Source organism: Blastococcus sp. SYSU D00868 (genome assembly GCF_054050575.1).
In genome coordinates this window covers 1-23,586 of record NZ_JBJGZO010000048.1, presented here as the reverse complement: position 1 = coordinate 23,586, position 23,586 = coordinate 1, and the positions used below count along the sequence as shown (strand labels likewise).

The 23,586-nt window shown below is 74.6% G+C and carries 23 protein-coding genes, 1 tRNA gene and 1 pseudogene; 15 read left to right on the top strand and 10 right to left on the bottom strand.

Annotated features, from left to right (window positions below; translation table 11 throughout):
• Nucleotides 1-75: 75 nt before the first annotated feature.
• The 3 genes from ACI79F_RS23740 (at nucleotide 76) to ACI79F_RS23730 (ending at nucleotide 5,121) form a co-directional block, all read left to right on the top strand.
• Nucleotides 76-1,158: a flavin-containing monooxygenase gene (locus ACI79F_RS23740; RefSeq protein WP_456578958.1), complete on the top strand. Its 1,083-nt coding sequence runs from the start codon at nucleotides 76-78 to the stop codon at nucleotides 1,156-1,158.
• A 27-nt stretch (nucleotides 1,159-1,185) separates the two neighbouring features.
• Nucleotides 1,186-2,550 (top strand): DJ-1/PfpI family protein, encoded by a 1,365-nt coding sequence (locus tag ACI79F_RS23735; protein WP_456547563.1) that lies wholly within the window; start codon nucleotides 1,186-1,188, stop codon nucleotides 2,548-2,550.
• Nucleotides 2,551-2,745: 195 nt separating this feature from the next.
• Nucleotides 2,746-5,121 (top strand): heavy metal translocating P-type ATPase, encoded by a 2,376-nt coding sequence (locus ACI79F_RS23730; RefSeq protein ID WP_456547562.1) that lies wholly within the window; start codon nucleotides 2,746-2,748, stop codon nucleotides 5,119-5,121.
• Nucleotides 5,122-5,732: 611 nt separating this feature from the next.
• Here ACI79F_RS23730 and ACI79F_RS23725 read toward each other — a convergent pair.
• Both ACI79F_RS23725 and ACI79F_RS23720 read right to left on the bottom strand, forming a co-directional pair.
• Nucleotides 5,733-5,969 carry an SRPBCC family protein gene (locus ACI79F_RS23725; RefSeq protein ID WP_456547561.1) on the bottom strand — a complete coding sequence of 79 codons (237 nt, stop codon included), beginning with the start codon at nucleotides 5,967-5,969 and terminating at the stop codon, nucleotides 5,733-5,735.
• A 169-nt stretch (nucleotides 5,970-6,138) separates the two neighbouring features.
• Nucleotides 6,139-6,534 (bottom strand): PRC-barrel domain-containing protein, encoded by a 396-nt coding sequence (locus tag ACI79F_RS23720; protein WP_456547560.1) that lies wholly within the window; start codon nucleotides 6,532-6,534, stop codon nucleotides 6,139-6,141.
• A gap of 408 nt (nucleotides 6,535-6,942) precedes the next feature.
• On the opposite strand from ACI79F_RS23720, the gene ACI79F_RS23715 reads away from it, so the two are divergent.
• Nucleotides 6,943-7,485: a hypothetical protein gene (locus ACI79F_RS23715; RefSeq protein WP_456547559.1), complete on the top strand. Its 543-nt coding sequence runs from the start codon at nucleotides 6,943-6,945 to the stop codon at nucleotides 7,483-7,485.
• 27 nt (nucleotides 7,486-7,512) lie between these two features.
• Here the strand turns inward: ACI79F_RS23715 and ACI79F_RS23710 are convergent, their stop codons facing one another.
• The 4 genes from ACI79F_RS23710 to ACI79F_RS23695 all read right to left on the bottom strand — a co-directional run bounded on the left by ACI79F_RS23710 (nucleotide 7,513) and on the right by ACI79F_RS23695 (nucleotide 10,548).
• Nucleotides 7,513-7,812, bottom strand: a complete 300-nt coding sequence (locus ACI79F_RS23710) for an STAS domain-containing protein (RefSeq protein ID WP_456547558.1) — start codon at nucleotides 7,810-7,812, stop codon at nucleotides 7,513-7,515.
• Between the two features lie 68 nt (nucleotides 7,813-7,880).
• Nucleotides 7,881-8,474, bottom strand: a complete 594-nt coding sequence (locus tag ACI79F_RS23705; protein WP_456547557.1) for a GerMN domain-containing protein — start codon at nucleotides 8,472-8,474, stop codon at nucleotides 7,881-7,883.
• Nucleotides 8,471-9,841, bottom strand: coding sequence for a sensor histidine kinase (locus tag ACI79F_RS23700; RefSeq protein ID WP_456547556.1), 1,371 nt, complete (start codon nucleotides 9,839-9,841; stop codon nucleotides 8,471-8,473). The genes ACI79F_RS23705 and ACI79F_RS23700 overlap by 4 nt, the downstream gene beginning before the upstream one ends.
• Complete coding sequence (locus ACI79F_RS23695) at nucleotides 9,838-10,548, bottom strand: response regulator (protein ID WP_456547555.1); 711 nt, start codon at nucleotides 10,546-10,548, stop codon at nucleotides 9,838-9,840. Before ACI79F_RS23695 ends, ACI79F_RS23700 begins: the two co-directional genes overlap by 4 nt.
• Before the next feature lie 145 nt (nucleotides 10,549-10,693).
• Between ACI79F_RS23695 and ACI79F_RS23690 the strand changes: the two genes are divergently transcribed.
• Entirely contained in the window at nucleotides 10,694-11,062 is a 369-nt protein-coding gene (locus ACI79F_RS23690; protein ID WP_456547554.1) for an STAS domain-containing protein, read from the top strand.
• Here ACI79F_RS23690 and ACI79F_RS23685 read toward each other — a convergent pair.
• Nucleotides 11,036-11,284: a hypothetical protein gene (locus ACI79F_RS23685; RefSeq protein WP_456547553.1), complete on the bottom strand. Its 249-nt coding sequence runs from the start codon at nucleotides 11,282-11,284 to the stop codon at nucleotides 11,036-11,038. The genes ACI79F_RS23690 and ACI79F_RS23685 overlap by 27 nt on opposite strands.
• Nucleotides 11,285-11,594: 310 nt before the next feature.
• Between ACI79F_RS23685 and ACI79F_RS23680 the strand changes: the two genes are divergently transcribed.
• Together ACI79F_RS23680 and ACI79F_RS23675 are read left to right on the top strand one after the other, a co-directional pair.
• Nucleotides 11,595-11,849: a hypothetical protein gene (locus tag ACI79F_RS23680; protein WP_456547552.1), complete on the top strand. Its 255-nt coding sequence runs from the start codon at nucleotides 11,595-11,597 to the stop codon at nucleotides 11,847-11,849.
• A 34-nt stretch (nucleotides 11,850-11,883) separates the two neighbouring features.
• Nucleotides 11,884-12,204 (top strand): hypothetical protein, encoded by a 321-nt coding sequence (locus ACI79F_RS23675; protein ID WP_456547551.1) that lies wholly within the window; start codon nucleotides 11,884-11,886, stop codon nucleotides 12,202-12,204.
• Between the two features lie 60 nt (nucleotides 12,205-12,264).
• On the opposite strand, the gene ACI79F_RS23670 is transcribed toward ACI79F_RS23675, so the two are convergent.
• Nucleotides 12,265-12,672 (bottom strand): four-helix bundle copper-binding protein, encoded by a 408-nt coding sequence (locus ACI79F_RS23670; protein WP_456547550.1) that lies wholly within the window; start codon nucleotides 12,670-12,672, stop codon nucleotides 12,265-12,267.
• A gap of 211 nt (nucleotides 12,673-12,883) precedes the next feature.
• On the opposite strand from ACI79F_RS23670, the gene ACI79F_RS23665 reads away from it, so the two are divergent.
• From ACI79F_RS23665 to ACI79F_RS23650, 4 genes and pseudogenes are all read left to right on the top strand, one after another.
• Nucleotides 12,884-15,334, top strand: a complete 2,451-nt coding sequence (locus ACI79F_RS23665) for a molybdopterin oxidoreductase family protein (protein WP_456547549.1) — start codon at nucleotides 12,884-12,886, stop codon at nucleotides 15,332-15,334.
• Complete coding sequence (locus tag ACI79F_RS23660; RefSeq protein ID WP_456547548.1) at nucleotides 15,331-15,813, top strand: hypothetical protein; 483 nt, start codon at nucleotides 15,331-15,333, stop codon at nucleotides 15,811-15,813. The genes ACI79F_RS23665 and ACI79F_RS23660 overlap by 4 nt, the downstream gene beginning before the upstream one ends.
• A complete protein-coding gene (locus ACI79F_RS23655; protein ID WP_456547547.1) occupies nucleotides 15,813-16,478 on the top strand; it encodes a GPR1/FUN34/YaaH family transporter in 666 nt (221 codons plus the stop codon). Before ACI79F_RS23660 ends, ACI79F_RS23655 begins: the two co-directional genes overlap by 1 nt.
• 536 nt (nucleotides 16,479-17,014) lie before the next feature.
• Nucleotides 17,015-17,440 (top strand): annotated as a pseudogene (locus ACI79F_RS23650) (hypothetical protein); the annotation flags it as partial.
• 226 nt (nucleotides 17,441-17,666) lie between these two features.
• Here ACI79F_RS23650 and ACI79F_RS23645 read toward each other — a convergent pair.
• A tRNA-Ile gene (locus ACI79F_RS23645) sits at nucleotides 17,667-17,740 on the bottom strand.
• Nucleotides 17,741-17,859: 119 nt separating this feature from the next.
• Between ACI79F_RS23645 and ACI79F_RS23640 the strand changes: the two genes are divergently transcribed.
• Nucleotides 17,860-18,561 carry a hemerythrin domain-containing protein gene (locus tag ACI79F_RS23640; protein ID WP_456547546.1) on the top strand — a complete coding sequence of 234 codons (702 nt, stop codon included), beginning with the start codon at nucleotides 17,860-17,862 and terminating at the stop codon, nucleotides 18,559-18,561.
• A 500-nt stretch (nucleotides 18,562-19,061) separates the two neighbouring features.
• A complete protein-coding gene (locus ACI79F_RS23635) occupies nucleotides 19,062-20,276 on the top strand; it encodes a M23 family metallopeptidase (RefSeq protein WP_456547545.1) in 1,215 nt (404 codons plus the stop codon).
• 18 nt (nucleotides 20,277-20,294) lie between these two features.
• Here the strand turns inward: ACI79F_RS23635 and ACI79F_RS23630 are convergent, their stop codons facing one another.
• Nucleotides 20,295-21,212 carry a maleylpyruvate isomerase N-terminal domain-containing protein gene (locus ACI79F_RS23630; protein WP_456547544.1) on the bottom strand — a complete coding sequence of 306 codons (918 nt, stop codon included), beginning with the start codon at nucleotides 21,210-21,212 and terminating at the stop codon, nucleotides 20,295-20,297.
• Between the two features lie 169 nt (nucleotides 21,213-21,381).
• Between ACI79F_RS23630 and ACI79F_RS23625 the strand changes: the two genes are divergently transcribed.
• Both ACI79F_RS23625 and ACI79F_RS23620 read left to right on the top strand, forming a co-directional pair.
• The gene (locus ACI79F_RS23625; RefSeq protein WP_456547543.1) at nucleotides 21,382-22,479 is read left to right on the top strand and encodes a diguanylate cyclase domain-containing protein; all 1,098 of its coding nucleotides are present in this window, start codon (nucleotides 21,382-21,384) and stop codon (nucleotides 22,477-22,479) included.
• 321 nt (nucleotides 22,480-22,800) lie between these two features.
• Nucleotides 22,801-23,304 (top strand): DUF3145 domain-containing protein, encoded by a 504-nt coding sequence (locus tag ACI79F_RS23620; protein ID WP_456547542.1) that lies wholly within the window; start codon nucleotides 22,801-22,803, stop codon nucleotides 23,302-23,304.
• The last annotated feature ends 282 nt before the right edge of the window (nucleotides 23,305-23,586 follow it).

Below are 23,586 nucleotides of genomic sequence, written 5' to 3'. Positions count from 1 at the left end.
CTGCGGTTTTTTTTTCAGATTCGCGGTGGCCCGGGGGGCCCCCGGGTGACCCCCCCGTGGGACCCTTACGACGTCGTGTTGGGGGGGGGGGGGGAGGCCGGCGGGGCCGCCGCCTGGTACCTGCGCGAACGGGGGCTGCGGTTCGTCGTCCTGGAGGCCGCCGCAGAGCTCGGGCACGTCTGGCGCACCCGCTGGGAGTCGCTGCGGCTGTTCACCCCCGCCGAGCACGACGCGCTGCCCGGCCGGCCGTTTCCGGCGTCCACGGGCACCTATCCGGGCAAGGAGGCGGTCGCCGGCTACCTGCGCGACTACGCCGCCGCCTTCGATCTGCCGGTCGCACTGGGTGCGCGGGTGACCCGGCTGGAGCGCGCCGACGGCGGATTCCGGCTGGTCACCGCCGACCGGACGTACACCGCCCGGCAGGTCATCGTGGCGACCGGGCCGTTCCAGACGCCGTTCGTGCCGCCGATCGCCGCGGGGCTGGACGACTCGGTGACCCAGCTGCACAGCAGCGCCTACCGCAGCCCCGACGCCCTGCCCGCGGGACCCACCCTGGTGGTCGGCGGTGGGAACTCAGGCTTCCAGATCGCTGACGAGCTCGCCCGCACCCGGCCGGTCGAGCTGTCGGTCGGCTCGGCCTACCCGGCGCTGCCGCAGCGGCTGCTCGGCCGTGACCTGTTCTGGTGGCTGACCCGACTGGGCCTCATGCGGGCGACCGCCGACTCCCGGCTGGGCCGCCGGATGCAGGCCCGTGGCGAGTTCCTCATCGGCAGCAGCCGGCGCGCCTTGCAGCGCGCCGGTGTCCGCTTCCGGCCACGGCTGGTCGACGCCACCGGACGCACCGTCCGCTTCGAGGACGGCACCGACCGAGAGGTGGGCGTGGTCGTCTGGGCGACCGGCTACCGGCCCGACCACTCCTGGATCCACGTCCCCGGTGTGGTCCGCGACGGCCGCGTCGTCCACCGCCGCGGCGTCACCGAGGTGCCCGGGCTGTTCTTCCTCGGCCTGCCCTGGCAGCACACCCGGGGCTCGGCGCTGTTGGGCTTCGTCACCGACGACGCTGCCCACATCGTCGCCGCCGCGACGAACGGCACCCGGGTGCCCGCACCGCGCGCGGCGCCGGATGCACCTGCGGCAGCGCGCCGGACCCGGAACTGACCACGCCGGCCACCGGAGGGAGACGCTGTGCCTGGCAACGAGAAGGTCCTCGCGTTCCCGGTCCACGCCGGTGTGACGCCGCTGGACCTGATCGGTCCGCTCACGGTGCTGAAGACCCCGGGCATCGGGGGCGTGCGGTACCGCACCGTCGTGGTCGGCGAGAGCGCGGAGCCGCTGGCTACCGACACGCCCCTGCAGCTGGTTCCGGCGGCCACGTACGCCGAGGTGCCCGACCCGTGGGCGGTGATCGTGCCCGGCGGCGGCGCGGCCACCCTCGCCGCGACCGAGGACCTGCCGTTGCTGTCCTACGTGCGATCGGCCGCCGCGGGAGCGGAGGTCGTGGGCTCGACCGGCAACGGGGCGCTGGTGCTGGCCGCCGCCGATCTGCTGCGCGGCCGGCGGGCGGCGGTCCACTGGGCCTTCCGGGAGCCGCTGGAGGAGCTGGGCGCGATCCCCGCCTCCGAGCGGTGGCTGGTCGACGGCCGGCTGCACACCGCTGCCGGCGGCACGGCCGGCATCGACATGGCGCTGCCCCTGCTGGCCCGGCTGCGCGGCGAGGCCGTCGCCCGGTTGGGCCAGCTGTTCGCGGAGTACGACCCCCAGCCGCCGTTCGGCCCGGTGGCGCCCGACGTCGCTGACGAGGAGCTCGCTCGGATGCTGCGCGACCCCGGCGGCGGCGCCACGGGTCCTCCGGAGGGCGACGAACGGCTCATCGCCCTCGTGCTCTACCCGGGGCTGACCGTGCTGGACCTGGTCGGCCCGCTGCAGGTCCTGACCACGCTGCAGCGCTTCGCGCCGGGCCACCGCGCCGTCACCGTGTGGGCGCGGCGCGAGCCGGTGCCCACCGACGTCGGGGTGGCGATGGTCCCCGACCGGACGTTCGAGGAGGTCCCGCACCCGGCGATCGTCCTCGTGCCCGGTGGCGCGCTGCCCACCATCCGCGCGATGAGCGACCCGCTGGTGCGCGACTACGTGCGGTCCGCCGCCGCGTCCGCCGAGCTCGTCACCTCCGTCTGCACCGGCTCGCTCATCCTCGGAGCGGTCGGACTGCTGGAGGGCCGCGACGCGACGACCAACTGGTTCTACTCCGGCGTTCTCGAGGAACTCGGTGCCACCTACCGCCGGCGCCGATGGGTCGAGGACGGCAACCTGATCATGTCCGCCGGAGTCTCCGCCGGCATCGACATGGCCCTGCACCTCGCGGCCCGGCTGACCGACGAGGCCACCGCCCGCCGGGTGCAACGAGCGATCGACTACGACCCCCGACCCCCCTGGGGTGGCATCGACTACGCCGACATCCCGCGCTTCCCGCGCGTGCTGCGCGGCGCGATCGGGCTGACCGCCCCGGTCGTCACCGCCCGGCCCAAGCGGCTCGCCCGCGCCGGACGCTGAACGCATCGCGGTCGGGGGGCGCCCCGGGCCCGTCGACCGCCGCGTGGCCCGGCCGTGGTGGGGGCCGGTCCGGCGCCGTCGTGGGTCGGCTGGGGACGGGGCGTACTCCCGCGGTGCAGCCGGACTCCCATGGTGGTGTATACCCCTGGGGGGTACATTGCCCGCGGGTGACACCGACCGACGGAGGGAGCGGCGATGCCGACGGAGCAGACGGTGGTCATGGAACTCGCCGGCATGCAGTGGGCATCGGAGAAGGCAGTGGCCGAGGCGGTGCTCGGCCGGCGGCCGGGCGTTCTGCGCGTCACGGCCAACCCCGTCGGCCAGACCGCCACGGTCACCTATGACCCCGCCCGGACGTCGGTGGCCGACCTCGCCGGCTGGGTCCGCGACTGCGGCTACCACTGCGCCGGGCAGTCGGTTCCTCGGCACGTGTGCGATCCGGCGGCCGAGCCGCAGCCCCACGGATCCGCAGAGGGCCACGACGGCCACGCCGGGACGACCCCGCAGGACGCGACGGGCCACGGCGGGCACCACGCCGGCATGTCGATGGACGCCATGGTCCGCGACATGCGCAACCGGTTCCTGGTCGCGGCCGTCCTGTCCATCCCGATCCTGCTGTGGTCGCCCATCGGCCGGGACGTGCTGGGCTTCACCGCAGCGGCGCCCTTCGGCCTGCGCGACGACGTCTTCTCGCTCGTCCTGTCGCTGCCGGTGGTCTCCTACAGCGCCTGGATCTTCTTCGACGGCGCCTGGCGGGCGCTGCGCGCGCGGACGCTGGACATGATGGTGCTGGTCGCCGTCGCGGTCGGCGCCGGCTGGCTCTACAGCCTGGTCGTCACCCTCACCGGCGGCGGCGAGGTCTTCTACGAGGCCGCGTCGGTGCTCACCGCCTTCGTGCTGCTCGGCCACTGGTTCGAGATGCGCGCCCGCGGGGGAGCGAACGACGCGATCCGCGCGCTGCTGGAGTTGGCGCCACCACGGGCGGTGGTGATCCGCGACGGACGGCCGGTCGAGGTACCCACGGCCGAGGTCGTCACCGGGGACCTGCTGCTGGTCCGGCCGGGGGCGAAGATCCCGGTCGACGGGACGGTCGAGGACGGCGACTCCGAGGTCGACGAGTCGATGGTCACCGGCGAGAGCCTCCCGGTGCACAAGACGCCCGGCGCCGAGGTCATCGGTGCGTCGGTCAACACCACCGGCACGCTGCGGGTGCGGGCGACGAAGGTCGGCTCCGACACCGCCCTGGCGCAGATCGTGCAGCTGGTGCAGGAGGCGCAGAACTCGAAGGCGCCCGGCCAGCGGCTGGCCGATCGTGCCGCGTTCTGGTTGGTGCTCGTCGCGCTCCTCGGGGGCGGCCTCACGCTGACGGTGTGGCTGCTGGCCGGAGCCTCGTTCGCCGAGGCGATGCTGTTCGCGATCACCGTCGTGGTGATCACCTGCCCGGACGCGCTGGGCCTCGCGACACCGACGGCGATCATGGTCGGCACGGGGCTGGGCGCCCGCCGGGGAGTGCTGTTCAAGAACGCCACCGCGCTGGAGACCTCCGCCCGGATCGACACCGTGGTGATGGACAAGACCGGCACCCTGACCAAGGGGGAGCCGGAGGTCACCGACGTCGTCGTCGACGGCATGGCCCGTGACGACGTCCTCGCCCTGGCCGCGTCCGTGGAGCGGGAGTCCGAGCACCCGCTGGCCGCCGCGGTGGCCCGGCACGCCGACGAGCTCGGCGTGCCGGCGCTGACGGCCACCGGGTTCCGCAACGTCCTCGGCCACGGGGCATCGGCCGAGGTCGCCGGCCACCGGGTCCTGGTGGGTAACGCCAGGCTGATGACCGACGAGGGCGTCGACCTCGGCACGCTGGGTGACCGCCGGGACGAGCTGGCCGGCAGCGGCCGCACCGCCGTCCTGGTCGCCGTCGACGGCCGCGCCGCCGGCGTCATCGCCCTGGCGGACGCCCCGCGCGAGACCTCGGCCGCCGCGGTGACCGCCCTGCACGAGGCAGGCGTCGAGGTCGTCATGCTCAGCGGCGACAACGAGGCGACTGCCCGCCGGATCGCCGGGCGGTTGGGCATCGACACCGTCATCGCCGAGGTCCTGCCCGGCGACAAGGCAGCCACGATCACCGAGCTGCAGCGGGCCGGCAAGCGTGTGGCCATGGTCGGTGACGGAGTCAACGACGCCCCGGCCCTGGCCCAGGCCGACCTCGGGATCGCCATCGGCGCCGGGACCGACGTGGCCATCGAGACCGCCGACGTCGTCCTCATGCGCTCCGACCCGCTCGACGTCCCCACCGCGCTCACCATCGGCCGGGGCACGGTCCGCAAGATGCGGCAGAACCTCGGCTGGGCGATCGGCTACAACGCCGTCGCGCTGCCCATCGCCGCCGGGGTGTTCGAGCCGGCGTTCGGCCTCGTGCTGCGCCCGGAGATCGCCGCCCTGTCGATGTCCGGGTCCAGCTTCCTGGTCGCGGTCAACGCGCTGCTGCTCAAGCGGCTGCGGGTGCCCGACGCGCCGGAGGAGCCTGCGGCGCAGGCCGCGACGACCCCCTCGCCCGAGCCGTCGGTGCACTGAGGCCGGGGAACGACGAACCTCCCATCAACGTCGTGTGGGGCGGCGTCCTGCGGCGCGGTGATCCCGTGATCGAGACACAGCCCCGTGGTCCTGTCGGACCATCATCCGGTGTCCTCAGGAGTTGGGCGGTGCCAGGTGTGCGTACACCGAGCCGCACTTGGGGCCTCCCGCGTCGTGGTCGGCGGTGAGGCTGTCGGCGCCTTCTCCAGGTCCCGAACAGGTGGGTGGCCAGGCGACAGCCCGTCCCGAGACGCTGCAGGAGTCCTCCAGTCGTCCGCCAGTGACAGGAGTAGCCGCGCGGCTGATGCGAGGGGGTGCATCAGCTCACCCACGTGCGGAGGAGGACCCCTGTAGTGCCGTAGGGCATGCCGCAGAGCTGTTGAACGCAGAGCTCCCCGTGGGGCAGTCGTCATGCCAGCGGCCGGCTCCCCGCAGTGCCACGGCGGACCCGCACCGAGGAGGGCCGTGGAGACTCCTCGCGCCTGTTGCGGCACGTCAGCGCGATCGTCGCGGCCGCTACGAGAACAGCACCCCGACCCTCGGGCGCCAGCCGCTGCCATCGCAGCAGCCACGGTGCGGATGAGCGATGCGAGAGCTGGACGGGGCCGCGGTCATCGGTCGCTCACGGTCGAGCCTCGAGGCGGGCCGAGCTCCGAGGTGCTGGGCCGCTCGGCACCGCCGATGGGGCGCACGGTGATGCACCGTGCGCCCACCCCGCCGCCATCACCGTCGAAGCGACCACTGATCACACCGGCCTGCCACTCGGGGAACGGGGTCGGGTCTGTGGTGTAGGCGAACACGTCGGCGGCGGGCCGGTCGACCTCGGCGGAGGCCACGATCGGCGGCACGCCAGCGGCCCGCGGTGAACAGGGCGGCGTACCGGTCCAGGTACAGCGGCCAGCCGGCGTCATCCGCGATGCCGTCGCCCCCGCGCGACGCAGTCACGGCCCCGTCCCGGTGCGCTCCTGCGGACGGCCTTTCGGCGGGCCGGCTGCGGCGCCCGAGGGAGGGGCCGGGTCAGCGGGGGTACGCACCCCAGTAGGGCGCCACGCCCCACCATCCGTAGACGTTGCCGTAGTAGGCGGGCACGGGAGCCAGCTCCGGGTCGTAGGCCGGGACATCACCCATGCCGCCGCGCCACTGGTCGATCTCCACGCGGTCCGCGTGGACGGCGACGACGGCCTCCACGGGGACCAGGTAGTGGCTCGCTCCGAAGCCGAGGAAGCCACCCTCGGCCACGCGGAGGAACAGGACGTGCTTCGCCTGCTCGTCGATCAGGAGGTCGTCGACCCGACCGATCTCCTCACCGCCCCGGTCGACGACCGTGCGGCCGCGGACGTCGGCCTGGGGATCTGCGATGGTCTGGTCGGTGTCGGCGAGTTCGCGGATCCTGCCGGGGGACCGGGTCGTCATGGCGCTTCTCCTCTCGATGTTCGGTCCTCTCGACCTACCCGGGGCGGCGCTCTCGGGACCGCAGGCCACCGTCTCGTCATGGGGCTGCAATGCGGACCAGCTCGGGCCCGGATCCCATGCCTCTGACCCTCGGCCTGCTCGCCGCCGTCCGGGACCGCGGTCACCGGCCACTTCTGGATCAGCCCGGCGGCGGTGGCCGGGAGCTTCGTCCTCGGCCCCCGCTGCGGGCCTCAGCCGGCGGACCGGCGGGTTCAGCAGGGCTGCCTGACCTCCGCCCTCCCGCGACACGGCCCGCGCCCGTCGGAGTTTGCGATGGCGTGACGAAGCGCTGAGGTCTGCAGGGACGCGGGGGACTCCGGGCACGGAACACCACGACCGAGGTCCGTGGACGAGCCGAGGAGGACCGCCATGAGCACACGCACACGGCCCCGTACCTGGGCGGTCGGCGCCGCACTGGCAACGGCCTTCGCCACCGTTGCCTGCGGCGAGGAGGTGCCGGACGTCGACGACTCCGGCGCCGTCGGGCCCGACGCCGCCGTCGACGAGTCGATCAGGGTCCTGCAGGTGCAGCTCGCGTATCCCGAGGACGGGATCTACGAGGAGGGCGAGGATGCCCCGCTGTACTTGGGCATCGCCAACGACGGCTCGCAGGAGGACGACCTGCTCGACGTCCGCGGGCCGGACTTCACCGACGCCGCCATCACCGATGCCGGCCAGCCCACCGCAATCCGGGTCCCCGCGGACGACAACGTGTACGTCGGCGCGGAGGGCTCACCCTCGATCGTCCTGGAGGAGGTCCGGACCTCGCTCCGTTCGTCCGAGTCCATCCCGGTGACGTTCGTCTTCGAGGAGGCCGGCGAGGTGACCGTCGAGGCGGTCGTGGCGGCCGAGGGCCAGACCCCGTCCGAACCGTTCGACTTCCCGGACCCGGCCGAGGACCCGACTCCCTGACGGCTCCTGCACCGGCAGTGGTGCCGGTCAGCCGCGCGGGGCCGGGACAGCCGGTGGCTCGATGACCACCAACTCCCCTCCGTCGGCGGCGACCGCCTGCTCGAGTGCGTGCAGGTCGTGCAGGCCGGCCGTGTCTGCGGTGCGGACGTCGGCGAGATCGAGCAGCACCACCGCGTGACCGCTCCGGCGCAGCGACTCGACGGTGCCGCGGACCAGGTCCGCGCCCTGTGCGGTGAGGTCACCGCTGACCCGTACGGAGCCACGACGCGGGTCGACGACCTCGCTCATCGCGGGTCGGCCGTCGAGGCGGGGGAGCGGGCTGTCCATGGCGCCAGCCTGGCAGTTCCCGATCGGCCCCGGGAGGTGCTGGCCGCACTCGTCACGGGACCGCAAAGTCACGACGGCGGCGCCACGACGAGGGACGTGAAGTCCCCCGCCACCAGCGGCTCGGTGGTCAGCTCCCCGGACGGGAGGGGCGCCTCGAGCGGGTCGCCATCACTGGTCAGGAGGACGGCCCGGACGTCGGGCAGGCTCGTGGCGGTCAGCACGATCTGGGCCACCGCGAGACGGCTCTGCAGACCCGACGGTGCCTCACCCGGGCCGGTGAGGTCGATGGTCACGGTGCCGCCGTCCACCGCTTCCACCGAGAGCTCGGTGCCCGGCGGGAGCGCCGTGGTCAGCTCGTCGTCGAGTTCGTCGGTGGTCGGTCCGACTGTGAGCTCGTCCAGGAGCTCCTGGAGCTGGTCCCCGACCGTCCCGTTCCCCACCTCCCGCCCGCTGGCCACGAGGACGTCGTCGGACGACACGAGGTAGACCCGGGGTTGATCGCCCACCGGGGCCACCGACGACGGCGTGGCCGTCGTCGGTGTCGCGGAGAGCAACCCGTAGGGGACGTCGGAGGGCGCGATCTCCTCCGGGGAGCCGCCGGTGGTGACCCCGCATGCAGCCAGGAGTGCCACGAGCGCGACGGCCGCGAGCCGGGACCTCATGCGTCCACCGCCGGGATGGACACGTTCATCCGCGCCCCGCCGCACGGGCTGGCCGAGCACCAGGCCGATCCACCGTGCCGTGCGGCCGCCTCGGCGACGATGGCCAGCCCGAGTCCGGCTCCTGGCAGCGATCCGCGGGCCGCTCGGGGCCCTCGCACGAACCGCTCGAAGATCCGCTCACGATCCTCGGGGAACACCCCGGGACCGGCGTCGTCCACGCTCAGCACCACGGTGTCCTCGCGGCGCTGCACGTGCACGCAGCAGGCGCCGCCGCCGTGCCGATCGGCGTTGTCGAGCAGGTTGCGGACCGCCCGCTCGAGTTCCCGCTTGTCCCCCGCGATGGCGGTCGTTTCGTCCTGGTGCGCCACCACCAGGTCGGCTCGGCGGCCGGTGGCCGACAGGACCTCGCGCACGAGCTGGGCGAGGACGATCGGCGTCCGCGCGTGCGGTGCCGTGTCGTCGTCCAGGCGTGCCAGCTCGAGCAGGTCGTCCAACGTGGCGCGGAAGGCGGCCAGCTGTTGCTCGACCAGGCGCAGGGCTTCCCGGGAGCGCGGGCTCAGCTCGTCCCCGCGGCCGGCGAGGACCTCCACGCTGGTGACGAGGCCGGTGAGGGGGCTGCGCAACTCGTGGCTCACGTCGCCGACGAAGCGGGCGTCGCGTTCGATACGCGCGGCCAGGGCGTCGACCATGGTGTTGAAGCTGCCGACGATGGCCGCGAGATCCGGGTCGTCGGTCGGTGGTAGCCGCGTGCTCACCTCCCCGCCGGCGATCCGGGTCGCGGCCGCGGCGACCTGGTCCAGTGGTTGCACGACGCGCCGGCTCGCCCACACGCCGAAGGCGGCGCCCGCGGCCGTCGCGGTCAGCGCCCCCGCACCGAGGACGATCCCGAGCGTGCGGAGCACCGACTGCAGCTCCACGAGGGGGGCGAGCTCATAGAACTCGAGGTCCGCGCCGGCCACGGGGACGCCGACGACGAGGCGGGGGCCGTCCGAGGACGCCGAACGCACCCGGCCGACCGACCCACCAGCGACCAGTTCCTGCAGTTCCGGCGGCACGTCCCGTGCGCCGACGTCCAGGCTGGAGGAGTACCACGAGCCGCCGCTGCGGACCACGATCTCCGAGGCCCCCGACGGCAGCTGCGCCAGGACGTCGGCGATCTCGGTGCCGGAGGTCGCCAGCCGGTTGCGCAGCAGGTCGGCATCGACGAAGGCGGCCCGGGTCGCCGCGTCCTCCCGCTGGTCGAGGAGGTAGCCCCGGGCCAGCACGAACGTCGTTCCGACGAGGACCGCCGATACCAGTAGTGCGCCGGCGGCGAAGGCGAGGACGATGCGTGCGCGCAGGCCTCGGGGCCCGAGCGCCGGCCTCACTGGGGGTCCAGGCGGTAACCGAGCCCTCGCACGGTCAGCACCAGCCGCGGTGACCCCGGGTCGAGCTCGACCTTCGTGCGCAGGCGGCGGATGTGGACGTCGACGATCCGCTCGTCCCCGAAGTAGCCGTGCTGCCACACCCGCTCCAGGAGGTCCTGGCGGCTGAGGACGTGGCCGGGAACCGACGCGAGCTCGCACAGCAGACGGAACTCGGTGACGGTCAGCGGCAGCTGCTGAGTGCCTCGGTGCACCGTCCCGCTGTGCGGCCGCAGGACCAGCGGGGCCTCGTCGTGCCGGTCCAGCAGGACCTCCTCCGCCCCGGTCTCGGCCTCGGAGCGGGCTGCGCCCGTCCTCCGCCGCAGTGCACGGAGGCGCGCGGTGATCTCCCTGACGTGGAACGGCTTGGTCACGTAGTCGTCCGCACCGGCCTCCAGCGCGGCGACGATGTCGTGCGTGTCGGCGCGGGCGCTGACCACGACGATCGGCAGGTCGTGACGACGTCGGACGTGCCGGATGACACCGAAGCCGTCCAGCTGGCCGAGCATCAGGTCGAGCAGCATCACGTCCGGCGGAGTCGCGTCGACCAGCGCGCACGCCTCCTCGCCGCTGACGGCCTCGGCGACGGTGTAGCCCTCGTCCTCCATGGCCCAGCGCAGCGGCGTACGGATGGAGTCGTCGTCCTCGACGACGAGGAGTCGCGGTGACACGTCGGTCCATGCTGCCACCGGGGCGCGCCCGCACCGCTCGGGGGAGCGGACCGTCACGGGATCGCAAAGGTGCGGACCGGGAGATCGCAACGTCGGCCGGACATGCTCGACCGCAGGCAGCCGAGTCGACGTCCCGGGAGGAAACATGGCCAGCACGGGGGTCCGGACGGAGGCGCCGGTCGACGACGAGGTGGTCGTCCGGCTGGACGAGGAACTGCTGGCCGACGGACTCGCCGACGTCCGGTGGCTCCTGCACGACGCGCTGCTCGCCGGTGCCCGCCGGATCGTCGTCGACCTCAGCAGGGTGCACACGGTGGGCAGCTCGGCCCTGGCGAGCTTCCTGTGGGCGCACCGGATGTGCCGCGCCCGCGGCGGGGCGGTGGCGCTCAGGGGCGCCGACCGGCGCACCCGCGACATGGTGCACCGCACCGGGCTGTCGCGGGTGCTGGACCTCCAGACAGGTCCGCCGCGCAACGGCGGACGGAGGTCACCGGAGCGGCGGCGGGACCTGTGACACGGATGCGACGGGGGCGTACCCGCGCCTCTCCCGCAGGGAGTAGAGCTCCTGCCGGTCGGGCAGCCGGTGTCCGCCCGGGCAACTCAACGTGCTCACCTCGCCCACGTACACCGGCGACTGCAGCCGGCTGTGGAAGTGGACGCCGGCCTGCTGTACCAACCGCCGATCGCAGCGGGGGCAGTGCAGGTTGTGCGGGGACTCGATCCAGACGTCGTGCATGACGGTCAGGGTGCGGGGTGAGCCTCGCACCAGGAGGCCGCTGCCGGTGTGTCCCACCGACCGTCACGGGATCGACATGTCGACACGACCACCCGGCCCGGGGGCCGTGTCGTAGTGCCCGGGCCACCCCCGCGCTGAGCAGCAGGCGACCAGGACCGCGGGCAGCGGCGCCACGGGGGCGCCGCTGCCCGCTTCATGAAGGTCCGATGACGACCGCGCCGGCGGCGGGGCGCTCGAGCCGGTCGGGGTATCTCCGGACCGTTGGGCCGCACAGGGCGACGGACGTCACGACCGGAGAGGTGAGGTCGACATGGAGGTCACGAGTCTCGTCACGGCTCTGGTCATCGGCCTGGTGGTAGGCGCGTTCGGTTGGTTCCTCCTCCCGGACGCCCGGTCCCGACCCGTGTGGCCGGCGCTCGTCGTCGGAGTGGCCGCGGCGGTCATCGGCACGCTGATCTCCCGCGCCGTCGGGGTGGCCCGCAGCCCCGGCGTCAACTGGCTGGAGATCGCCTTCCAGCTCAGCTCAGCTCTGCCGTCGCAGGCGTCGCGGCCCTCGGCCGGGTGACCCGCCGGCGGACTCCCAGCAGCACGGGGACCACATGAGCTGGCCGGTCCTGGTCCTCCTGCTGACCGCCGGCGCCCTGTCGACCGCGGGCGCCGTGGCGGTCCACGGAGCGCAGCGCCCCGCGTCCGAGGAGTCGCGGGCGAGACGCTCGATCGCCGGCTTCTCGCTGCTCGCAGTCGCGGCAGCCGTGGCGGCCGTCGCCGGGGGCGTCATGGGCGCGGGCGCGGCAGGCCCGTCCCTGGCCAGGGCCTTCGCCGCCGCTGCGGCTGCCGTCGCCCTGCCCGTGCTCGTCGTCGTCCTCGCCCGAGGTGTGCGACCGGCCGGACGGACCCGACCAGCCCGGGTGGACAGGTAGACGTCAGGAGCGGCGCGCCGGGGCGCCCGAGCTCGTGTCGGGCGCCCCGGCCGCCGCGACTCAACCGAGCGAGCCGAGCAGGTCCCGGCAGGCCTGCTCGCAGCGGCGGCAGGACTCCGCGCACACCCGGCAGTGCTCGTGCATGTCGGCGTGCCGACCGCACTCGTCACCGCACGCCTTGCAGGCGGCGGCACAGGCCTCGAGCACCGCGCGGGTGAGGTTCGCGTCATAGCCGGTGTGCCGGGAGAGCACCCGACCAGTGGCGTCGCAGACATCGGCGCAGTCGGCGTTCGAGCGTATGCACTTCCGGAGATCGGCGACCGACTCCTCGCTGAGACAGGCGTCGGCACAGGCGGTGCACGCCTGCATGCACTCGACGCACGCCTCGATGCAGGCGCGGAGCTTCTCCTGGTCCACGTTGCCGAGGTCCTGCGGGTACGTGTCGAGCATCTGACCGGCGACGGTCATGAGCGGCTCCTCCCTCGTCGTGGCGCCGGGCCGTCCGGACGACGACCGCGTCCTGCGCCGCCCTGCCCGTACCCGTCGGCGTGGTGGACGGCGGCTCCCGACCCCGTCGTCACGAAGTCGTCATACGGAGCCGCGATTGGTGCGGTCGACGCGGGTACGGGGGACTCGGCCCGGAGACGGCGGGCCGGAGCCGCGCACGAGGAGCTGCCGGATGACCCGCATCGACCGGATCGCCGAACCATGGGGGACACGCACGCCGTACGGGTCGGGGGAGACCTGGCCTGTCCGCGTCGACTCGTACCTCGACGGCGACCTGACCGAGGACGACGTCGACCGCTGGGTGCAGACGGCGTCGATCCTGCACTCCAACGGCGACGCGTACGACATGGCGGTGAAGGACGGTCGGATCGTCGGCGTCCGGGGGCGCGCCGTCGACCGGGTCAACCACGGCCGGCTGGGCCCCAAGGACCTGTTCGGCTGGCAGGCCAACAACTCGCCCGACCGGCTCACCCGGCCGCTGATCCGGCGGGACGGCGAGCTGGTCGAGTGCGACTGGGACACCGCGATGGACGCCGTCGCCGGCCGGTGCCGGGAGCTGCTCGACGAGCGCGGACCGAGCTCGATCGCCTTCTACACGACCGGGCAGCTGTTCCTGGAGGAGTACTACACGCTGGGGCTGATCGCCCACGGGGGGATCGGCACCAACCACGTCGACGGCAACACCCGGCTGTGCACCGCGACCGCGGCGGCCGCGCTCAAGGAGACCTTCGCCTCCGACGGGCAGCCCGGCTCCTACACCGACGTCGACTCCGCCGACGTCATCTGCCTGTACGGGCACAACATGGCCGAGACCCAGACCGTGCTGTGGACCCGGGTGCTGGACCGGCTCGCGGGGCCGAACCCGCCGCAGGTCGTCTGCGTCGACCCTCGCGAGACCCCCGTTGCCCGGGCGGCGACGGTGCACCTGGCCCCGCGGCCGGGCACGAACGTGATGCTGATGAACGCGCTGCTGCACGAGATCATCGGCAACGGCTGGGTCGACCACGCCTACCTCGACGCGCACACCGTGGGCTTCGAGGAGTTGGCGGAGCGGGTGGCCGACTACCCGCCGGAGGTCGCGGCGGAGGTGTGCGACGTCCCGGTGGAGCGGATCCGGGAGGCGGCGCGGGTCATCGGGCACGCCGAGCGGCTGCTCTCCACGGTGCTGCAGGGCTTCTACCAGTCGCACCAGGCCACCGCCGCCGCCGTCCAGGTGAACAACGTCAACGTCATCCGGGGCATGCTCGGGAAGCCCGGCTGCGGGATCCTGCAGATGAACGGCCAGCCCACCGCGCAGAACACCCGCGAGGCCGGCGCAGACGGCGACCTGCCGGCATTCCGGAACTGGTCCAACGACAGCCACGTCCAGGACCTGGCCCGGGTCTGGAACGTCGATCCGATGGACATCCCGCACTACTCGCCGCCGACGCACATCATGCAGCAGCTGCGGTACATCGAAGAGGGGTCGATCCGGTTCTTCTACGTCACCGCCACCAACCCGGCGGTCTCGCTGCCGGAGCTGACCCGGATCCGGTCGCTGCTGTCGCAGGAGCGGCTCTTCCTCGTCGTGCAGGACATCTTCCTGTCCGAGACCGCCCAGCTCGCCGACGTCGTCCTCCCGGCCGCGACGTGGGGCGAGAAGACCGGCACGTTCACCAACGTCGACCGCACCGTGCACCTGTCGGAGAAGGCGGTCGACCCACCGGGGGAGGCACGGCCGGACCTGGACATCCTGATCGACTTCGCCCGGCGGCTGGACCTGCGGGACAAGGACGGCGCCCCGCTGGTGAAGTGGTCCGACCCCAAGGGCGCGTTCGAGGGGTGGAAGGAGTGCAGCCGCGGCCGGCCCTGCGACTACACCGGGCTCTCCTACGACAAGCTGCGCGGCGGCAGCGGCATCCAGTGGCCCTGCAACGACGAGCACCCCGACGGCACCGAGCGCATCTACGTCGACGGGCGGTTCTGGGCCGAGCCGGACTACTGCGAGAGCTACGGCCGCGACCTGGTCACCGGCGCCCCGCTGGACGAGACCGAGTACAAGGCGCTCAACCCCTCGGGCAAGGCGGTGCTCAAGGCGGCCGGGTACCTGCCGCCCCACGAGCTGCCCGACGAGGACTTCCCCTTCCAGCTGATCACCGGCCGCACGCTGTACCACTTCCACACCCGCACCAAGACCGGGCGCGCCCCGCAGCTGCAGGCCGCCGCCCCGGAGGTGTGGGTGGAGATGTCGGCCTCCGACGCCGCCGACCGCGGCTGGACCGAGGGCGACCTGCTCGAGGTGGTCACCCCCCGCGGGCGGGTGCAGGCCCGGCTGCGGATCAGCGGCATCCGGCCCGGCGTCCTCTTCCTCCCCTTCCACTACGGCTACTGGGACGAACCGGGCGGCCACGGACCCGACGGGGAACGGGGGCGCGCGGCGAACGAGCTGACGCTCACCGACTGGGATGCCTGCTCGAAGCAGCCGATCTTCAAGACGGCGGCGGCCGCGGTGACCCGCCTGGCGGAGGCCACCGGGCCCGCGCCGGCTCCCACCACGACCGGCTCGCAGCCCGGGGGGGCGGACGTGCCGCCGACCCGCGGCGGGGACGCCGCGCTGGCGACCGAGGGGGACGGTGTCTGGTGAAGCTCGGGCTGGCCATCGAGGAACTGCACCGCTCGGAGAACCACCTGGCGCGGGTCCTGCTCGCCGTCTCCGACCGGCACAAGGCCGATCACGAGGTCTTCTACGTCGCCGGCGACATCGCCCGCTGGTCCCAGCGGCACGTCACCGAGCTGGCCCGCATCGGCAGCGACTTCGGCGTCGACCTCGACCCCGAGCCCGAGGGAGAGCCCCGCATCCTCGAGCGGGTCCAGCAGGCGACCTCCGACCTGCTGGGCCGCCGCCCCGAGCCGGGCCTGCTGCTGCTCGCCGATCTCCGGCACGTCCACCGGGAGGCCGCGGGGGTCTCGCTGGACTGGGAGCTGCTCGCGCAGGCCGCCCAGGGGGCCCGGAAGCGGGAGCTGCTGGAGCTGGCCGAACGCTGCCACCCCGACACGCTGCGACAGATGCGCTGGGCCAACGCCAAGCTCAAGGAGTCCGCGACCCAGGCGTTGGTGAGCTGATGTCCGAGCCCCTGGGCACGCGCGTCGTCCTCCGGCCGATCGCCACCCCGCTGCCGCTGGGGTTCCTGGCGCTGGCGGTCTCGACCGTGCTGTTCAGCGCCGTCCAGCTCGAGTGGATCGCCCCCACCGAAGGGCGGATCGCCGCCCTCACTGCGCTGGCCGCGACCGTGCCGCTGCAACTGCTGTCGTCCGTGATCGGGTTCCTGGCGCGCGACCCGGTGGCCGCTACCGGGATGGGTGTGCTGTCGAGCACGTGGGCCGTGGTCGGGTTCACCACGCTCACCTCGCCGCCGGGCGCGGTCAGCGATGGGCTCGGCGTCTTCCTGGTGACCGCAGGCCTGGCCATGGTCGTGCCCGCAGCCGCCGCTGCGGGCAGCAAGGTCGTGCCCGCAGCGGTCATGGCACTCGCGGCGACGCGCTTCGCCGTGACGGGGGTCTACGAGCTCACCGGGTCGGCCGTGTGGAAGACGGCGGCCGGGTGGGTCGGCCTGCTCCTCGCGGTCGTGGCTGTCTACGCGGCCCTGGCCCTGGAACTCGAAGGTGCTCAGCGGCGGACCGTGCTGCCGCTGGGCCGGCGCGGAGCCGGTCTCGCGGCGGTCCGCGGGGAGGCCGGACTCGGCGCCGGCGACCTGCGCGACGAGGCCGGCGTCCGGCCGCAGCTGTGACCGGCCGAGGGGCCCCGGCGTGGTGACCGACGTCGTCCTCCTCGCGGCGGGGGGCCTCGGGATCGCCGCCGTCCTGATCCCGCTGCCCGTGGGCGCTGCGTGGACCCCCGCCGGCTGCCGCTCGTGCCCGAGCAGTGCAGGGTCCTCCGCCGGTGGGCTGGCGGTCGCCTACGTCTTCCTGCATGCCTGATCGCCCCGGGGCCGGGGCGTCCACAGGCTCACGGGGAGGTCGCTGACGCGGGAGCAGGTCCTGGGCAGCGTCGGCTCATGGCGGGGTCGATCACTACAGTCACTGCACCGGACGGGACCGAGCGTCACCGCGCGCGGTACCGGGACCCGAGTGGGCGGCAACACGAGAAGCGCTGCAGGCGCGAGGTCGACGCCCACCGCCCCCCGAGCGGGGCCGGGTCATCGTCGAGGCGTGGGCCGAGCAGTGGGTCGACGCCCGGACCGGCCTCGAGCCCAGCACCTGTACCGCTACCGGTCGCTCCTGCGCGCGCAGATCCTCCCGCGCTGGGGACGTCACCGGTTGGCTGATGCCTCGCACGCGGACGTCGCGACCTGGGTGGCCCAGCTGTCCGCCGGCGGCCTCGCGCCGGCCACCGTCCGACAGGCACACCGCGTCCTGGCCCTCGTCCTCACGCTGGCGGTGCGGACGGCCGCATCCCGCGCAACCCGGCCGAGGGTGTGCCGCTGCCCAGGGTCCGCAGGGCAGAGTCCCGATTCGTGACCCGGGAACAGGTCGAGCGCCCAGGGGAGGAGGCGGGCGCCTACGCGGACGTCGTACGCCTGCTCGCCTACACGGGCCTGCGCTTCGTGGAGATGGCGGCGTCCTCCGGTCGGGCGACTTCCGCCGCCGGTTCTCCGACCCGGCGGCCACTGCAGCGGGACGGGAGGACCTGACCCCGCGCGACCTCCGGCACACCGCGGCCGGTCTCCTCGTCGCCAGCGGCGCCAACGTCAAGGTCGTGCAGCGGATGCTCGGCCACGCCTCCGCAGCCATGACCCTGGACGTCTACTCGGGCCTCTTCGACGACGACCTCGGGGCGCTCGCCGACCGCATGACGCGGCCCACGAAGCCTCAGTGACGAGGCGTCACGATGCGTGAAGTGGGCGTGGGGTGGGCGTCGAGCGCGAGCAGTGCTCTGGTTCGAACGGCAACGAAGCGCTGACCAGCGCAAAGGCCGGTGGGGCGGGTGGGGCTCGAACCCACGACCCAGGGATTATGAGTCCCATGCTCTGACCAGCTGAGCTACCGCCCCGTGCGGCCGGCGTCGCCCGGGACCGCACCGACAGCCTGCCAGAAGCGCCGCAACGGGCGGCCGGGGGCGACAAGCGCCCCACAAGGGGCTGACAAGGCGCCGGCGGGAGCGTTCCCGGCATGACAGCGACCGCCGCCCTGCCCTTCCCCGTCACCCCGCGCCGCACCCCCGACGAGCCGGAGGCCGACCTGTTCGGCTTCGCGCTCGTGCACCGGGCACTGCGCAACGGCTGCCGGCTGCTCGCCGACGCCCTCACCGACATCGCCGCGGGCGGCCCCTGCGACCGCGAGCGGCAGCAGGCCGTCGTCGCCTTCGCCGGCCACATGCTGCACGAGGTGCACGTGCACCACTCCCGCGAGGACGACGTCCTGTGGCCGGTGATCGCCGCCTCGGCCGGCGCCCACGTCGACCTCGCGCCGCTGTCCGACGACCACGCCGCCCTGCAGGACGTGCTCGACCGGGCCGAGCCGCTGCTCGCCGCCTTCGCCGCGCAGGGGCCGGCCGCGGCCGCCCCGCTGGCCGCCGTCGTCACCCAGGTCGCCGACTCCCTCGACGAACACATCGCGGAGGAGGAGCGCGACGTCTTCCCGGTCGTGCGCCGCTACGTCTCCGCCGGCGACTTCGCCCGCGTGGAGACCCGGTTCCGCAAGGGCACGAGCCTGCGGCACATGGTCTTCGTGCTGCCGTGGGTCGTCGACGCCTGCCGCACGCCGGAGGAGCGCGCCCAGCTGCTGGGATCGGCGCCGGCCCCGCTGCGGCTTGTGCTGCGCGGGGTGCACAGCCGCTGGGTGCGTCGCCGCGACCTCGTCCGCGGCTCGTGACCGACCGCGCCCGGCGCGCCGCCGTGGTCCGGGCGGCGGCTCGGTCCAGGGCCCGCCGTGCGGCGGCCGGCCGGCCGGGGTGGCCGATGCGCTCGGCGAGCGCGACCGTCTGCTCCTGGTACGCCGCGGCCGCCGCGTCGTCCCCACGGTAGGCGGACCGACGGCGCGGGCCTCCTCGACCCGGCGGTGCCCTTCGTCACGTTGCGCCCGGGGCCGTTCACCCGATCCGCAGGTGAGGTCACCCGTTGGGGCAAGGAGGCGCGCCGGAGGTGTTATCCGACCGTGACCGATGGGGCCGGTGGGAGGTAGCGTCGCGCGCGGCTCGGCCGGGCCACGCTCCCCGCACCGGGGACCTCGGCTGGCCCCGCCGATCCGTCCCGGCCGCCTGCCGGGAGGGCCGGGACGCGCCGTCCCGGATCGCGCGTGCCACGGGGGCACCGGCACGCGCGGGAGGACGACGTCCTCCACGCCGGCGGACCGGAGAACGGAGTGCCGCCGCCTTGGCGACCCTGCACCGCCCGCACCACCCGACCGCCCGGCCGCGCCGGTTCCGCGCCGCCCTGCTCGCCGGGGTCGCGGGCGTCCTCCTGGCCGCCGCGCCGGCCGTTCCCGCGGCCGCCGCCCCGGAGGACGACCTGGCCGGTGCCCGCACCGCCGAGGAGGCCGCCGCCGCGGAGGTCGAGGCCGTCTCGGCCGAGGTCCGGGCCGCGGAGGAGAACCTGCAGCGGATGACGGTCGAGGCCGAGGCCGCCGCCGACGCCGCCCTGGTGGCGCGGGCGCAGCTCGCGGAGGCGCAGACCGCCGCCGACCAGGCCGCCCAGCGGCTGGCCGCCGCGCAGGCCGCGGTCACCGAGGCCGAGGACGAGGTGGCCGACGTCGGCCGCGAGGCCTACATGGGCGCCGCGGACGCGTACGGCAGCGCCGCGGTGCTGCTCTCCTCCGACAGCCCCGAGGAGCTGCTGCAGCGCGCGGCCACCCTGGAGCTGCTCGGCGACCAGCGCGCCGCCGTCCTCGAGGAGCACGAGGCGATCGAGCTCGAGGTCGCCCGCGCCGACGCCGCCGCGCGCGCCGCCGTGACCGAGCGGGACCAGCTGCGCGCCGCCGCCGACGCCGCGGCCGCCGCGGCCGACCAGCACCTGGCCGACGCGCAGGCCGAGTTCGACGCGCTGAGCGCCCGCAAGGCCGACCTGGACGCCCGCCTGCGCGCCGCGCAGCTGGAGCTGCTGCGCGCCCAGGGCGTGGTCGACGCCGAGGCCGCCTACGAGCGCCAGCAGGCCGCCGCCTCGCGGGCCGGTGCCCTGGCCGCCACCTCCGGCGGTGTCGCCCTGACCGACGGGCGGGTGAGCTCCTGCTACGGCGCCCGCTGGGGGACCATGCACTACGGCGTCGACATCGCCGCCCCGATCGGCACCCCGATCCGCGTGCCCGAGGACGGCGTCGTCTTGCAGGCCGGACCGGCCAGCGGCTTCGGCCTGGCGGTGTACGTCCAGCACGGCGACGGCTCGATCACCCTCTACGGGCACGTGAACCAGTTCTTCGTCGGCGCCGGCGACGTCGTCGCGGCGGGCCAGCAGATCGCCGAGGTCGGCAACCGCGGCCAGTCGACCGGTCCGCACCTGCACTTCGAGGTGCACCAGGGCGGGCTCTACGCCAGCCGGGTGAACCCCATGCCGTGGCTGTCCGCGCACGGCATCTCCCTCGGCGGCGCCTGCTAGCCGTCCACCGCCCGCCGCCTACCGCCCGCGCAGCCGGCCGAGCAGGCCGCCCGCCCCGCCGAGGGTGCGGGCGGCCAGCGCCAGGATCGGCCCGCCGGGGATGCCCGGCGCGGCCGAGACGATCGGCGCCAGCTGCAGCAGCCCGCCGACGTCGTGCACCCGCAGCCGCCGGCGGGCGAGCGCCGCCACCGGGTTGACCCGGCCGGAGGCGGCATCGAGCAGCAGGTCGGCGCGCGCCTGCACGCCGGCGCCGGGCGGGTCGCCGGCGTCGGCCCGGCGCACCCGCCAGCCGGCCCGGTCGGCGGCGAACGCCCAGCCGCCGTCCGGCGTGGTGAGGGTGACCCCGCCGGTGATGCCGCAGGACGACGCGAGGGCGCCGGTGACGTCGGCCAGCGCCGCGATCCCCGACTGCAGCACCTCCGCGGGCACCGGTGGGCCGCCCAGCGGCGCCAGGTCCAGGCCGTGCACCGCCAGCTCGTAGGCCTGGCCCAGGACGACCGACAGCAGCGGCAGCGTGCCCACCGTCGCCACCGCCGGCGCGGTGTCCAGCGCGACGGGCTCCTCGGCCAGGTAGCGGGCGGTGGCCTCCCGGTTGCGGCGCAGCGCGGCCAGCACCTCCGCGCGCGGGGCGTCGCGGTGCGCCGCCGTCACCCGCGCGTTGGTGCCGTCCACGTCCGGCGGCCGGCCGGCGCCGCCCGCCCGCGCCGACGCGACCAGGTCGGCCAGGGCGGTGTGGTCGTCCCAGCAGCCCAGGTGCACGCACACCTCGTGGGCGCGCCAGCCCGGCAGGCGGGTGGGCCGGTCGAGGTCGACGGCCTCCGCCTGGGCCAGGAAGGCGTCCCAGGCGCCGAGCACCATCGGCCCGACGACGTCCCGGCCGGCGTCGGCCATCCCGTGCGCCGTCCGGACCGGGCCCGTTCCCTGCGCTCGTCCCATGGGCGGCCGCGTACCCGGCCGAACCGCGCGTCAGGCGTGGCGATGGTCTCCCTCCGGCGGGGGAGGCGCGGTCAAGCCGGCCTGCGCTACCGCCGACCTCGGTGGGGTGACTCCAGCCACGGGCGACCGGCGCGGTGCCGCGCAGGATCCGCCACGCGCCCTGACCCGGGTGCTCGCCCGCACCCGCCGCGCGCTCTACCGGCCCCTGGCCGAGGACGACGCCCGGGTCGCCTACTGGGTGCACCACGTGCGCCTCGGGGTGCTGCTGACCGAGGTCGCCGCCCTCGCCACGGTCGGCTACGCCCTGCTGACCCCGACGGCGGGGCACCTGCACCCGGTCCTGCTCGGCCTCTCCGGGGTGGCGATCGCCGGCGCCCCACTGCTGCTGCTCCTGCCGCTGGCCGCGATGGTGCGCGACGCCCGCGGCCCGGCGCTGTTCTACGCCTGGAGCGCTGCCACGACCGTGCTCGTGGTCATCGGCACCCGGGTGGACGGCGGGGCGGACAGCCCGCTGATCTGCCTGCTGTTCCTCACGCTGGGGTTCATGTCGGCGGCCTTCCAGCCGGCGGGCGTCGTCTGGATGGGCGGCTTCATGGTCGCCGCGTACCTCGCCGTCGACGTCTTGCCCGAGCCGCGCACCGCCGGCCTGTTCGTCGCCGTCGTGATGGCCACCTTCACCCTGCTCTGCGCGCTCGCCTCGGCCAACGTGTGGGAGTCCCAGGACCGGCAGGCGCTGCTGCTGCGCACGCACGAGACGCTCGCCGCCACCGACCCGCTGACCGGCTGCCTGAACCGCCGGGCCTTCCTCGACCGCCTGCACGGCGCGATCGCCGGCGCGGCCGGGCGCAGCGTGCTGTGCCTGGTGGACCTCGACGGCTTCAAGGGCGTCAACGACCGGGACGGCCACCCCGCCGGGGACGCCGTCCTGCGGTCGGTGGCGGCGGCGCTGGGGGCGGCGGTCCGCGAGACCGACACGGTCGCCCGGCTCGGCGGCGACGAGTTCGCCGTCCTGGCCGCGGTCGCCGGGGCGCCGGACGCGGCGCTGCTGGCCGAGCGCATCCGCGACGGCGTGGCCCGGGCCGGCGCGGCGGTCGGCGTGACCGCGAGCGTGGGGTGGACCCTCGTGCACCCCGGGGACGACGACCACGAGGTGCTGGTGCGGGCCGACCAGGCGATGTACCGCGCCAAGGCGGCCGGCGGCGACCGGGTCGGGACCGCCGAGCCGGGCCGGCACCTGCACGGCGCCGCTGTTGATCACCCTGCGTGACCGGTCGGCGCGGAGAGTCCACGCGGCGTGTCGCATCGGCGACGCGCCGTGAGGATGAGACGGTGGCCGTCACGAGCGCAGGGCTGGGCCGGTGGACGACGGCGCCACGGCCGTGGTATGGCCGCTGACCTGGGAAGAGTGCGCGCAACGGTCACGAACAGTCACATGTGACGCATCCGCCCCATCCCCACTGGCGCGACCGCGGGACCATCGTGCACACTGTTCGAGAGGCCCTGGGGTCTCAGACCGCCGAACACAGCCTGTCACCGAATCGATCGTCCGTTGGGGAAGACGAGACCGATCGAGTCGATGGAGGTAACCGTGCAGCGACGGTCGTCTACCCAGGGTGTCGTCTTCGTGCACGCGTGCCCGAAGGCGCTGTGCCAGCACGTCGAGTGGGCGCTCGAGCGCGTCATCGGCGCGCCGGTCTCCCTGTCGTGGGCCGACCAGCCCGCGGCGCACGGGTCCTACCGTGCCGAGGTCGCCTGGACCGGGTCCCCCGGAACGGGCGCCAAGCTGGTCGCCGCGCTGCGCGCGTGGCCGATGCTGCGCTTCGAGGTGACCGAGGAGGCCAGCCACGGCAACGACGGCGAGCGCATGTCCTACGTGCCCGGGCACGGGGTCTTCCGCGCGCCGACGAGCGCCAACGGCGACCTGATCGTCACCGAGCAGCAGCTGCGCCACCTCGCGGCCACGGCGACCTCGGCGGAGGCGTTCCGGCACGGCGTCGACCAGCTGCTCGGCGCGGCCTGGGACGCCGACCTCGAGGTCTACCGCCACGCCGGCGACGGCAGCCCGATCACCTGGCTGCACCAGGTCGTCTAGCGGACCCGGCGGGTCACGATCCGGTCGCGACGGCGTGAGGGCACCGGCCCCGCCGTCGTAGGCTCGCAGGACAGATCGTCCGGGCGTCGTCGGGGAAGCGGCGCCCGGGCGATCTTCGTGCGTTCGGGGCCGGGCGCGGCCGCCCCGCCGTCCCCACCGCAGCGCGTCCTCCCTCAGCGCAGCGGGGGCGCCCCCCCCGGCGGGCGGGGGGGGGGTCCGGCCCCGCTAACGGGGCCTGTACCCCGCCCGGGCTTAACCGGGGTGTTTGCGTGGGGGCGCGGG

Excerpts from the sequence above, each read along its gene's own strand:
- ACI79F_RS23730 (WP_456547562.1), top strand. The coding sequence starts at position 2,746 with ATGCCGACGGAGCAGACGGTGGTCATGGAACTCGCCGGCATGCAGTGG.
- ACI79F_RS23720 (WP_456547560.1), bottom strand. The coding sequence starts at position 6,534 with ATGACGACCCGGTCCCCCGGCAGGATCCGCGAACTCGCCGACACCGAC.
- ACI79F_RS23715 (WP_456547559.1), top strand. The coding sequence starts at position 6,943 with ATGAGCACACGCACACGGCCCCGTACCTGGGCGGTCGGCGCCGCACTG.
- ACI79F_RS23710 (WP_456547558.1), bottom strand. The coding sequence starts at position 7,812 with ATGGACAGCCCGCTCCCCCGCCTCGACGGCCGACCCGCGATGAGCGAG.
- ACI79F_RS23705 (WP_456547557.1), bottom strand. The coding sequence starts at position 8,474 with ATGAGGTCCCGGCTCGCGGCCGTCGCGCTCGTGGCACTCCTGGCTGCA.
- ACI79F_RS23690 (WP_456547554.1), top strand. The coding sequence starts at position 10,694 with ATGGCCAGCACGGGGGTCCGGACGGAGGCGCCGGTCGACGACGAGGTG.
- ACI79F_RS23685 (WP_456547553.1), bottom strand. The coding sequence starts at position 11,284 with ATGCACGACGTCTGGATCGAGTCCCCGCACAACCTGCACTGCCCCCGC.
- ACI79F_RS23680 (WP_456547552.1), top strand. The coding sequence starts at position 11,595 with ATGGAGGTCACGAGTCTCGTCACGGCTCTGGTCATCGGCCTGGTGGTA.
- ACI79F_RS23675 (WP_456547551.1), top strand. The coding sequence starts at position 11,884 with ATGAGCTGGCCGGTCCTGGTCCTCCTGCTGACCGCCGGCGCCCTGTCG.
- ACI79F_RS23670 (WP_456547550.1), bottom strand. The coding sequence starts at position 12,672 with ATGACCGTCGCCGGTCAGATGCTCGACACGTACCCGCAGGACCTCGGC.
- ACI79F_RS23665 (WP_456547549.1), top strand. The coding sequence starts at position 12,884 with ATGACCCGCATCGACCGGATCGCCGAACCATGGGGGACACGCACGCCG.
- ACI79F_RS23655 (WP_456547547.1), top strand. The coding sequence starts at position 15,813 with ATGTCCGAGCCCCTGGGCACGCGCGTCGTCCTCCGGCCGATCGCCACC.
- ACI79F_RS23640 (WP_456547546.1), top strand. The coding sequence starts at position 17,860 with ATGACAGCGACCGCCGCCCTGCCCTTCCCCGTCACCCCGCGCCGCACC.
- ACI79F_RS23630 (WP_456547544.1), bottom strand. The coding sequence starts at position 21,212 with ATGGGACGAGCGCAGGGAACGGGCCCGGTCCGGACGGCGCACGGGATG.